Source organism: Gemmatimonadetes bacterium SCN 70-22 (assembly GCA_001724275.1).
Taxonomy (GTDB): Bacteria; Gemmatimonadota; Gemmatimonadetes; order Gemmatimonadales; family Gemmatimonadaceae; genus SCN-70-22.
In genome coordinates this window covers 1-10,027 of the sequence record MEDZ01000066.1, presented here as the reverse complement: position 1 = coordinate 10,027, position 10,027 = coordinate 1, and the positions used below count along the sequence as shown (strand labels likewise).

Annotated in this window: 12 protein-coding genes; 10 read left to right on the top strand and 2 right to left on the bottom strand. The window is 70.0% G+C overall.

The window, feature by feature from the left end; genetic code table 11:
* Positions 1 to 127 precede the first annotated feature (127 nt).
* From ABS52_18730 to ABS52_18720, 3 genes are all read left to right on the top strand, one after another.
* The gene (locus tag ABS52_18730; protein ODT00332.1) at positions 128 to 1,522 is read left to right on the top strand and encodes a Xaa-Pro aminopeptidase; all 1,395 of its coding nucleotides are present in this window, start codon (positions 128 to 130) and stop codon (positions 1,520 to 1,522) included.
* A gap of 96 nt (positions 1,523 to 1,618) precedes the next feature.
* Positions 1,619 to 2,002, top strand: a complete 384-nt coding sequence (locus tag ABS52_18725; GenBank protein ODT00331.1) for a chaperonin — start codon at positions 1,619 to 1,621, stop codon at positions 2,000 to 2,002.
* Positions 2,003 to 2,062: 60 nt separating this feature from the next.
* Positions 2,063 to 2,509 carry a hypothetical protein gene (locus ABS52_18720; protein ODT00330.1) on the top strand — a complete coding sequence of 149 codons (447 nt, stop codon included), beginning with the start codon at positions 2,063 to 2,065 and terminating at the stop codon, positions 2,507 to 2,509.
* Positions 2,510 to 2,600: 91 nt separating this feature from the next.
* Here the strand turns inward: ABS52_18720 and ABS52_18715 are convergent, their stop codons facing one another.
* Positions 2,601 to 3,560, bottom strand: coding sequence for an ABC transporter (locus ABS52_18715; GenBank protein ID ODT00329.1), 960 nt, complete (start codon positions 3,558 to 3,560; stop codon positions 2,601 to 2,603).
* A 134-nt stretch (positions 3,561 to 3,694) separates the two neighbouring features.
* On the opposite strand from ABS52_18715, the gene ABS52_18710 reads away from it, so the two are divergent.
* Together ABS52_18710 and ABS52_18705 are read left to right on the top strand one after the other, a co-directional pair.
* A complete protein-coding gene (locus tag ABS52_18710; protein ID ODT00328.1) occupies positions 3,695 to 4,501 on the top strand; it encodes a hypothetical protein in 807 nt (268 codons plus the stop codon).
* Positions 4,502 to 4,577: 76 nt separating this feature from the next.
* On the top strand, positions 4,578 to 5,666 hold the full coding sequence (locus tag ABS52_18705; protein ID ODT00327.1) for a hypothetical protein: 1,089 nt from the start codon (positions 4,578 to 4,580) through the stop codon (positions 5,664 to 5,666).
* A gap of 15 nt (positions 5,667 to 5,681) precedes the next feature.
* Here the strand turns inward: ABS52_18705 and ABS52_18700 are convergent, their stop codons facing one another.
* Positions 5,682 to 5,984, bottom strand: coding sequence for a hypothetical protein (locus tag ABS52_18700; protein ID ODT00326.1), 303 nt, complete (start codon positions 5,982 to 5,984; stop codon positions 5,682 to 5,684).
* Between the two features lie 237 nt (positions 5,985 to 6,221).
* On the opposite strand from ABS52_18700, the gene ABS52_18695 reads away from it, so the two are divergent.
* The 5 genes from ABS52_18695 (at position 6,222) to ABS52_18675 (ending at position 9,780) form a co-directional block, all read left to right on the top strand.
* Positions 6,222 to 6,512, top strand: coding sequence for a hypothetical protein (locus ABS52_18695; protein ID ODT00325.1), 291 nt, complete (start codon positions 6,222 to 6,224; stop codon positions 6,510 to 6,512).
* Between the two features lie 18 nt (positions 6,513 to 6,530).
* Positions 6,531 to 7,190 (top strand): hypothetical protein, encoded by a 660-nt coding sequence (locus tag ABS52_18690; GenBank protein ODT00324.1) that lies wholly within the window; start codon positions 6,531 to 6,533, stop codon positions 7,188 to 7,190.
* The gene (locus ABS52_18685) at positions 7,154 to 7,933 is read left to right on the top strand and encodes a hypothetical protein (GenBank protein ODT00323.1); all 780 of its coding nucleotides are present in this window, start codon (positions 7,154 to 7,156) and stop codon (positions 7,931 to 7,933) included. The genes ABS52_18690 and ABS52_18685 overlap by 37 nt, the downstream gene beginning before the upstream one ends.
* Before the next feature lie 9 nt (positions 7,934 to 7,942).
* Positions 7,943 to 8,806, top strand: coding sequence for a hypothetical protein (locus tag ABS52_18680; GenBank protein ODT00322.1), 864 nt, complete (start codon positions 7,943 to 7,945; stop codon positions 8,804 to 8,806).
* Positions 8,807 to 9,000: 194 nt separating this feature from the next.
* Positions 9,001 to 9,780: a hypothetical protein gene (locus ABS52_18675; GenBank protein ID ODT00321.1), complete on the top strand. Its 780-nt coding sequence runs from the start codon at positions 9,001 to 9,003 to the stop codon at positions 9,778 to 9,780.
* The last annotated feature ends 247 nt before the right edge of the window (positions 9,781 to 10,027 follow it).

The following is a 10,027-nucleotide window of genomic DNA, read 5'->3' as shown; positions in this document are numbered from 1 at the left end:
TTCTCCCGCGCTTCTCCCGCGCTTCTCCCGCGCTTCTCCCGCGCTTCTCCCGCGCTTCTCCCGCGCGCCCCCCGGCGCCGAAACGCCCGCCCAACGCCTCCCGTCTCCCGCCACCCGCCTCCCGCCCATGCTCCTCCCCCTCGCATTGCTCGCTGCCCTCGCGCTTGCCACCAACGCGGCCGGCGCGCAGACGCGCCCCTTCGGCACCCTCCGCGAACAGGCCGACATCCAGCAGCGCTGGCTCGAGCGCCGCATGAAGTCCGTGCTCCCCGGGCTCATGCGCGCGCACGGCATCGACCTCTGGGTCATCTCCATGCGCGAGTACAACGAGGACCCGGTCTTCTCGTCCATCGTCTCCCCGACCACCTTCGCCGCGCGGCGGCGGACCATCTACGTCTTCCACGACACGTGCGCCAGGGCCGGGACGGCCGACCCCGGCGACGGCTCGTGCATCGAGCGCCTCGCGTTAGGCGGCACGTCGCAAGGGGGCGTCTACAAGGCCTACACCGCGAAGAAGGTCATCGACAACCCCTCCGGCGGGCGCAACGCCGAGCTGTGGGGCGACCAGCAGTGGCTCCTCCTCAAGGAGGTCCTCGAGGAGCGCAACCCGAAGGTCATCGGTATCGACGTCTCGCGCACGCACGCCTTCTCCGACGGCCTCTCGGCCGGCGAGCTCGAGGGGATGAGCGCGATGCTCGGGAAGAAGTGGACCACGCGCTTCAAGCGCACCGAGGAGCTCCCGCTGCAGCTGATCGCATCGCGCCTTCCCGAGGAGGAACAGGTCTTCACGAGGATGAACGAGCTCGTGCACTCGCTCATCGCCCGCATGTTCTCCAACGAGGTCATCACCCCGGGCGTGACGCGCACCGACGACCTGGTCTGGTGGTGGCGCCAGCAGGTCAACGACCTGGGGCTCGGCACCTGGTTCCAACCGTCGATCTCGATTCAGCGGCGCGGCGCCACGCCTGCCACCCTCGGCGAGAACCCCGTCATCCAACCGGGCGACGTGCTCCACTGTGACGTCGGGATTACCGCCATGCGCCTCAACACCGACACCCAGCACAATGCGTACGTCCTGCGCGACGGCGAGACGGCGCCGCCCCCGGGGCTGCAGAAGGCGCTCGCCAACTCGAACCGGTTCCAGGACATCCTGTTCGCGGAGACGCGCCCCGGGCGCACCGGGAACGAGATCCTCCGCGCCACCCGCGACAAGCTGAGAAGCGAAGGGGTCGAGGGGACCATGTACTCGCACCCCATCGGGATGCACGGCCACGGCGCCGGCCCGATCTTCGGCCTCTGGGACTACCAGGACGGGGTCCCGGGGCGCGGCGATGCCAAGGTCATCGCCGGCATGTGGTTCTCCTCCGAGCTCCAGACCACGACCCCGGTCCCCGAATGGGACAACCAGAAGGTGAGCGTCGCGCAGGAAGAGGATTTCATCCTCGACGCCGCCGGGAAGCCGCGCTGGGCCTACAAGCGCCAGTCCGAGTACCACCTGGTCCGCCCCAGGGTCACCCCCTAGCGGCGTGGCGTTCCCGTCTTCCCGTCTTCCCGTCTTCTCGTCCTCTCGTCTTCTCACAGGATATATTCCGCCTCATCGCCCCATCTGCATCGAACAATGCGCACTCCGAAGAAGCGTCTGATCGTCGTCGGTGATCGCGTCCTCGTGAAGTCCGAGGATGGCGAGGAGCGTACCAAGGTCGGCCTCTACCTCCCGTCGACCGCCGTCGACTCGCAGGCGGTGCAGGGGGGGACGATCGTCGCGACCGGCCCGGGCCTCCCGATGCCCGACCTCACCGACGCCAGCGACGAGCCGTGGCGTGTGCACGAGAGCGCCCGCACCACGCGCTTCGTCCCCATGCAGGCTCGCACGGGCGACTACGCCCTCTTTTTCCGCAAGGCCGCCGTCGAGATCACGTTCGAGGGCGACCGCTACCTCGTCGTCCCCCAGAGCGCCATCCTGGCCCTGGTCCGAGAGCAGGACGATTTCGACGACGAGTGATTGCCCGTCGTCGATGTCCCGTCTTCCCTCTCCCGTCTCCCGTCTGTACTCCAGAGTCCCATGTCACTGCCTCGCTTGATGTACGACGAGCAGCTCGTCGCCCCGATCCGCCAGGACCTCACCCGGATCGGCTTCACCGAGCTGCGCACCGCCGCTGACGTCGATGCCGCGCTCCCCAGCAACGCGGGGACGACGATGGTCGTGGTGAACTCCGTGTGCGGCTGCTCGGCCCGCATGGCGCGCCCCGCCGTGCGCTACGCCCTGGAGCATGCCAAGGCACGTCCCGACCATCTCGCCACGGTCTTCGCCGGCCAGGACGCCGAGGCGACCGAACGCGCGCGCTCGTACTTCGTGGGCTACCCGCCGTCGTCGCCGTCCATCGCCATCATGAAGGACGGGAAGATCGTCTACTTCATGGAGCGCTGGCAGATCGAGAGCCGCGCCCCCGACGCCATCGCGACCGACCTCGTCGCGGCCATCGAGAAGCACTGCACCCCCACGGGGTGAGCAGCAACTTCCCGTAGTTTGTCACGCCGCCGGCGCCCGTTGGACGCCGGCGGCGTGCGTTCGGGGGTCAGGGGCGTGGTGCCGTTGCCGATCAGCCGTGGCCGGTGAGGCCGGCCTCGATCCCCGAGGCCCCCACCTTCTCCAGGAAGATCTGGTGCAGCGACGGCTGCACGCGCTCGAAGCGCTCGATCGGGGCGCCGGCCTCCACCAGGCGCCGCAGCAGCACCTGCGCGTCGCCGCCGGGGGCAAGCTCGATCTCGAAGTAACGCGAGTGGTCGTCCACGCGTGCCACCAGCCGCGGGTCGGCCAGGATGGCGTCGATCGCCGGCGTCGACGCCCCCGCCAGCGCCAACGCGAGGTGCTCCCCGCCGTGCCGCGCCTTGACCTCGCCCAGCGGGCCGTCCAGCACCTTCTCGCCACGCGAGATGATGCACACCGCGTCGCACATCCGCTCGGCGTTGTCCATCAGGTGCGTCGAGAAGATCACCGTCTTTCCGCGTCGCTTGAGGTCGATCACCGTGTCCTTGAGCGCCTGCGCATTGATCGGGTCGAGCCCGCTGAAGGGCTCGTCGAGGATCACCAGGTCGGGGTCGTGCAGCAGCGTCCCGATGAATTGCACCTTCTGCTGCATCCCGCGCGAGAGCTCGTCCACCTTCGCCGCCCCCCAGTCTCGCGCCTCCGTCTTGAGGTCGAGGCGCTCGAGCCACTGGTCGATGCGCGGATCCGCCTCCCGGCGCCCGATCCCCTTCAGCTCCGCCAGGAAGCGCAGCAACCGGCGCACCTGCATCTTGCGGTACAGCCCGCGCTCCTCGGGGAGGTACCCCACCCGGTCGAGCGCGCCTGGCTGCGTGTTCGGGACCCCATCGATCAGGATGCTCCCCTCGTCGGGGGCAATGATGTTGAGCAGCATCCGGATGGTCGTCGTCTTCCCCGCGCCGTTAGGCCCGAGCAGTCCGTACACCGATCCCTTGGGGACCTGCAGCGAGAGCTGCCGGACCGCAACGTGGCCTTCGTAGCGCTTGGCGATGGCGCGGATGTCGACGCTATGCACGAGAAGACGAGAAGACGAGAAGACGAGAGGGGCACGGGCAATATAGGGGTGGGGTGGCGCCGGCTGGCGGCGCGGGTGAGATTCGGCGGCATGAATCGGCGTCGCCTCACCGTTCCCCCCTTCCCGCCCCGCTGATGGGGGGACCACGGCGTCCGGCGGCCAGCACGATCCTCGCGGCGCTCGCGGCGTCGCTCCTCCTCCTCTTCCTCGTTGCCCCCATCGGTGAACTGGTGGTGCAGGGGAGCGTGTCGGGGGTGCGCCGCCTGGGGAGCGACGCGGAGCTGCGCTCGGCCCTCCTCCTCACCGGGATCACCGCCACCGTGGCGACGCTGATCGGCGTCGCCACCGGGACGCCGCTCGCCTACCTCCTGGCCCGCCGGCGCTTTCGCGCGCGCGCGATCCTCTCCGCGCTCCTCGACCTCCCGCTCCTCATCCCGCACCCCGTCGCCGGAATCGCCCTCCTCCTCGTCCTGGGGCGCGACAGCGCGGCGGGGAGCGCGTTGCTCCTGGCGGGGCTCCGCGTGGTCGGGTCGCCGCTCGGGATCGTCTGCGCCATGCTCTTCGTCTCCGCCCCGCTCTACGTCAGCGGGGCGCGCGAGGCCTTTGCCCGCGTCGACCCGCGCTACGAGGCCGTCGCCCGGACCCTGGGCGACGGGACCTGGCGCGTCTTCAGGCGCATCACCTTCCCCCTCGCCGGCCGCGGGCTCCTGGCATCGGCGGTCGTGATGTGGGCCCGCGCCGTCAGCGAGTTCGGCGCCATCGTCATCCTCACCTACCACCCGCGTACGGTCAGCGTCCTGGCCTACGACCGCTTCACCACCTACGGCCTCGGTGAGGCGATCCCCGTGGCGGCGGTCCTCGTCCTCATCGCCCTCGTCCCGCTTGCCCTGCTGCGTGCCCTGCGCGGCGACCGATCCCTTCACGCGGAGGGGATGGAGTGAGCGATCGCATGCCGCACGGCGCATCGCCGCCCCCGATCGTCGCCAGGGGCCGCGCGCACGACACAGGACGGCACGCATGATCGCGGCGCGCGAACTCGCCGCCCGCATGGGAAGCTTCCACCTCGCCGGCGTCTCCTTCGAGGTGCCAAGGGGCGCCTACGGCGTCGTGATCGGTCCCGCCGGCTCGGGCAAGACGACGCTCCTCGAGACGGTCGCCGGGGTGATCCCCGCCACCGGAGGCGCATTGCAGCTGGAGGGGCGCGAGGCCCTCGCCCTCTCTCCGGAGGAGCGCAGCGTCGGGCTGGTGTACCAGCACGGGTACCTCTTCCCGCACCTGGACGTGCAGGAGAACATCGCCTACGGAGCCGCCGACCCCGCGACGGGCGACGAGCTCGTTCGCCGCTTCGACATCGCCGCCCTCCGCCACCGGCACGTCGCCAGCCTGAGCGGGGGCGAGCGGCAGCTGGTCGCCATTGCACGCGCCCTGGCCCGCCGTCCCCACATCCTCCTCCTCGACGAGCCCTTCAGCGCCCTCGACCCCGCCCGCCGCCATCGCACCCGCCGCGAGGTCCGCGCCATCCATCGCGAGTGGGGACTCACCGTGCTGCAGGTGACCCACGACTTCACCGAGGCCGGCCTCCTGGGTGACGTCGCGATCCTCCTGGACCGGGGGCGCGTCCTGCAATCCGGCCCGCCGGAGGAGGTCTTCCGGCACCCCGCCTCACCCTACATCGCCGAATTCCTCGGCGCCGAGAACGTCCTGGCCGGTACGGTGCGCGTTCTCGAGGACGCGTCTCCCGACTGGGTCGATACCTCGCTCTCCGCGGGAGCAGCGGGTGAGGGGCGTCGCGCGATCGAGTTCACCAGCGGCGCCCTCACCATCTACACCGTCGGCGTCGCCCCGCTCGAGGGAACGCACTACGCGGTGATCCGGGCCGAGGAGGTGGTGCTCACGCGCGAGCCGCACCCGTCGTCCGCCCGCAACGTCTTTCGCGGCCGGGTGCAGGAGGTCGCGATGATGGGCGCCTACGCGCGCGTCACGGTCGACGTGAGTGGGGTCCCCCTGGTCGCCGCACTCACCGCCCGCTCCGTCCACGAGCTCGGGCTGGCCGAGGGGGTGGAGGCCTTCGCCACCTTCAAGGCGATGGCCGTTCACCTGTGCTAGATGTGCGAGCGGATGCTAGCTCCCGAGGCGGTCGAGCCCTTCCTTGCCGATCACCGGGTTCCAGGGGAGCAACTCGTACTGCGCAATGCCGCGCTGCCAGAACGGGTCGGCGTCGCGGATCGCGTCGAGCGCGGCCACGGGGTTCTCGTCGGGGAGGCGCAGGAGCAGCGCCCCGCCATGGCGCGGGTCGAACGGCCCAGACGCCAGGAGCACGCCCTCCTGGTGCAGGGCGCGCAGGTAGGCGCGATGGTCGTCGGTGTTGGCGACCACGTCCTCGAGTGGGCGGCGGTAGCGAATGATGGCCAGGGCGTAAGGCATGAGCTCGGTTGGCGTGGGGTTGGCCGCAGTCTAGCCGCGCCCCCGCCCCGTCGCCATCGACTAGGGTTAACCCCAGTGTTCAACCGCCTCCGGGGCGAATAGACTGCGCAGACTCGCTCGGCGTGGCCCACGGGGTACCCGCCAAGCATTCACGTGTGTGGACAGGAGACGAGGACCATGACGACTCCGCTGAATCCCGATCGAGATCACCGGATTTCCCCCGAAGAGGCCGCGGAGATGACGCGCCGCCATCGCATGCAGGTCACGGTCTCGGGAGCCCGCAGGCCCGAGGACGGGTCGCTGGGAGGGCTCTTCTCCGCCAAGCAGGTCATCGACCTCCTCACGAAGTCTGGCGCCGAGTATCTGCGGTACTACCATGCCCGCGACAAGGAGGGGAAGCGGACCCTCGTCTTGGTCGCCGCCGATGCCAAGGGGAACGACCTCATCTCGTCCACCACGGAAGTCCTCGACCAGCACTGGTCCTGCCCGCCCTTCTGCCCGGAAGCGACCAGCTCGCTTCGCGGCTAGCGCCCTCTATCGCGCCCCGTGCCACGCTGGATACTCGTCTTCCCGGCCGCAGCGACGCTCGCGCAGCTGCTTCCGCCCCTCGTCGTGGTCCCGCGCTGGCGCGCCGCTTCGGCGGCGCGCCGCTGGATCGCGATCTGGTGCATCGCCTTCTTCGTCGCCGACCTGATGCAGATCGCGATCGCGATGACACGGGGGAGCAACCTCTGGTTCATCGCGCTCATGCAGCCGCTGGAAGATGCAATCCTCTTCTGGGCGCTGTCGTACTGGCAGGTTCGCCCCGTCGCCCGGATCGCGTTGCGGGTCGCCATTCCCCTCGTGATCGCCACGTACGTGGGAATCGGCATTGCGGCTGGCGAGTGGGGGAGCTTCCAGACGTTCTCCGGGCCGTTTCGCGCCCTCCTCGCCATGTCGTTCACGGCCTACACCCTCGTGAGCAACATCGCCGCGGCACCGGAGCGCGTGAGCAGCAAGGACTGGCTCTGGACGACGCTGGGGGTGCTGCTGTATTTCGGGCTGCTGGTCGCGACGGACCCGATCTTCTCGGCCATCGGAGCCCACGACGTCGACGCCCTTAGTCGGGTCTTCGCGGTGCGATCCGTCGGCGACGTCCTAGCGTTCATCCTGATCTGGAGAGGGATGCGGTGCCCGCCCCCAATCAGCTCTTCTGGATCTACCTAGCCGCCGCCCTCGCGGTCGGCGTCATCCTCGCCGCCCTCGTCGCCGCGCTCCTCATCTACCAGCGCCACAACCTCAAGCTGCATCGCGGCTATGCCAAGAAGCTGCTCGAGGCGCACGAGGAGGAGCGCGCGTGGGTGGCGCGAGAGGTGCACGACGATGCCCTCCAGCGCGTCGCCATACTGCAGCACGAGCTCACCGAATGGGATTCGGGGGACCACGCCGGGATCGCCAACGGGGTGGGGCGGGGGAACGTGCGCGTCGACGCGCTGCGCTCGGAGCTGCAGGACCTCGGCGTCATGCTGCGGCGCGTCGCGCACCGGCTGCACCCGGCGATCATCGACCAGGCGGGGCTGATTCCGGCGCTCACCCAGCTGGCCTCCGATACGAACCGCGCCTCGGGGGTCGAGGTGGAGACGCGCTTCGACGATGAGGGATGCACCGCGGAGCTCTCGCGCGAACGCGCCCTGATGCTGTACCGCATTGCGCAGGAAGGGCTGCGCAACGTCACCAAGCACTCGGGGGCCAGGCGCGCGCGCATCGTTGCGACCGCCACCGAGTCGGCCATCGTGCTCACGATCCAGGACTTCGGGCGAGGCTTCGTGGCCACCGATCCCGCCGCCAGCGTCGGGCTGGGGCTCATCTCCATGGCTGAGCGCGCGCGCTTGGCCGAGGGTCGCTTCGAGATCCGGTCCAAGCCCGGCGAGGGGACCACGATCCGAGTCGTCGTCCCGATCAGGGCATAGGAGTCCCGCATGCGCCGTTCGCTCGTCCTCATCTGTGACGATCACCCGCTCATGAGCCAGGGGCTTCGCGCCCTCCTCAACCCGACGCTGCAGGTCGTCGGTGTCGTGAACGACGGTCGCGAGGTGATCGGCGAGATCGAGCGCGTGCAGCCCGACATCCTCCTGCTCGACCTCTCCATGCCGCACCGGAACGGCCTGGAGCTCCTTCCCGACATCTCGCGACAGTTTCCGGCGCTCAGGATCCTCGTGGTGACGATGCACGTGGAGCGCGCCATCGCCGACCTCGCGCTCCAGAAGGGGGCGCATGGCTTCGTTCCCAAGGAGGCCTCCGCCGAGGAGCTGAACCGGGCCATCACCGAGGTCCTCGCCGGGAAGACGTTCATCTCCCCGCGAGTCCCGAAGCGGTCGTTCCGCGGATCGACCGCGCTGGAGTACCCCGCGCTCGACAAGCTCACCCCCCGGCACATCCAGATCCTGCGCCTCATCGGCGACGGCAAGTCGACCGGTGAGATCGCCGATTCGCTCGGGGTGTCGCCCCGGACGGTCGAGTTCCATCGGGCGAGCATCCGCAAGGCGCTGGGCATCACCACCGAGTGGGGGCTGATGCGCTTCGCGATCATGCTGCCGCCCGAGGTGGAGGAGGTGGAGGAGGTGGACGAGGCTGGCCAGGCGGAGGGGGCTAGCGAGGCGAAGGAGGGGGGTGAGGGTGGAGAATCCAGCGGGGGAGGCGCCTCGCCCGACGCCTCGCCCGACGCCTCGCCCGACGCCTCGCCCGATCGCCCGCCCGATCGCCCGCCCGATCGCCCGCCCGATCGCCCGCCCGATGCCCCGCCAGTCGGCCCGCTCGGTCAGCGTGCGGTGGATGCTGGTTGAGCAGATGATGGCGCTCAAGTGATTCGATGAAGCTGCGTAGATGACGCGACAATACGGGCGCCAAGGCCGGTGTCCCCGTACTTCGCGGAATCGCGCCGAGCTCCAGGCCGCCCCGCCGAGGGGGACGCCGGCCGCCTCATGACTAGTAGTTGTACGAGTGTACAGCCTTCGACGGCGACCCTACACTCGTTCTCATGATGTCGTCGCCGCTTCTCTTCCTCGAGCCGCCATACCAGATGGCGAGCCGGCTGCACCACCGCACCCCCGATCTGGGATCGGTCGCCCTCCTCGACGCCGTGCCGGAGCGCCCGACCACCAGCGCGATCAAGGAGCAGCTCGACGCCGCCCCGTGGTGCCCGCTGTGCATCCTCGCCGACTCCGACTCGGGGATGCGCTCGACGCGACGGCTCGCCCGGACGTGCGTGGTCTTCGGACTCGAAGAGGACGGGGGGGGCGCGATCCTGCGCGCCGTCGGGTCGCGGCCGCGTCCGACCGTGACGGACATGGTGGACTGGCTCACGCGTCGCACCCGTCTCGCCACGATCGCGCGCACCCTGGCGGAGCTGCTCGCTCGCCCGCCCCTTCGCCGGGTGGAGGTGTCACACCTCCCCTATAGCGTACGCGAACAGCTGCGGCAGCTGGGGGAGTGGGGGGCGATCGAGTGGCAGCGCGCGGCCGTCCTGGCCGAACTCGCGGCCGATCGCTCGACGCTCAACCGGATCGTCGCGGGGAACGACTCGCTTTCCGACGAGTCGAGACGGTGGATGCACGACCTGCTGGGTGTCTCGGAGCGCGAGTTCCACCAGCGTCACGGGTGGGAATGGGTCCTCGAGGCGTCGCTGAGGCGCTCAGGGTTCTTCGAGCGAGCCGGGCAGGGGGGGCGCGCCGTGCGTGCGTTGCGCGCCTATCGCGTCGTCGCCCCGTTCGCCGGAGTCGCTGAGGAGCGCGCCGAGGGGCGACGGGCCACGGCGTAGCGGGAGGGGCGTGAACCGTTGGCGGGAGTTGTTGGCGGGAGTGTGGTGGGGTGAGGCGGGGTGGAGATGGGCTGGGAGGAGAGGGTGGTGGGGAGGGGGCGAGGCATGGTTGAGGCGTGAGGGCACGACTCCAACACGTTGCCTCGCGGAAAGTCAGCACGGCGTGCCGGTGCCACACCCGCGGTCCGTGCGGTGCGGAGCGGTTGTGAGTGGGGGCTCTGTTGTGCCAGGGCGGGGCGGGGGCGGT

Coding starts and splice junctions, on each gene's coding strand:
- ABS52_18675 (ODT00321.1), top strand. CDS start 9,001: ATGATGTCGTCGCCGCTTCTCTTCCTCGAGCCGCCATACCAGATGGCG.
- ABS52_18730 (ODT00332.1), top strand. CDS start 128: ATGCTCCTCCCCCTCGCATTGCTCGCTGCCCTCGCGCTTGCCACCAAC.
- ABS52_18705 (ODT00327.1), top strand. CDS start 4,578: ATGATCGCGGCGCGCGAACTCGCCGCCCGCATGGGAAGCTTCCACCTC.
- ABS52_18680 (ODT00322.1), top strand. CDS start 7,943: ATGCGCCGTTCGCTCGTCCTCATCTGTGACGATCACCCGCTCATGAGC.
- ABS52_18695 (ODT00325.1), top strand. CDS start 6,222: ATGACGCGCCGCCATCGCATGCAGGTCACGGTCTCGGGAGCCCGCAGG.
- ABS52_18700 (ODT00326.1), bottom strand. CDS start 5,984: ATGCCTTACGCCCTGGCCATCATTCGCTACCGCCGCCCACTCGAGGAC.
- ABS52_18710 (ODT00328.1), top strand. CDS start 3,695: ATGGGGGGACCACGGCGTCCGGCGGCCAGCACGATCCTCGCGGCGCTC.
- ABS52_18720 (ODT00330.1), top strand. CDS start 2,063: ATGTCACTGCCTCGCTTGATGTACGACGAGCAGCTCGTCGCCCCGATC.
- ABS52_18725 (ODT00331.1), top strand. CDS start 1,619: ATGCGCACTCCGAAGAAGCGTCTGATCGTCGTCGGTGATCGCGTCCTC.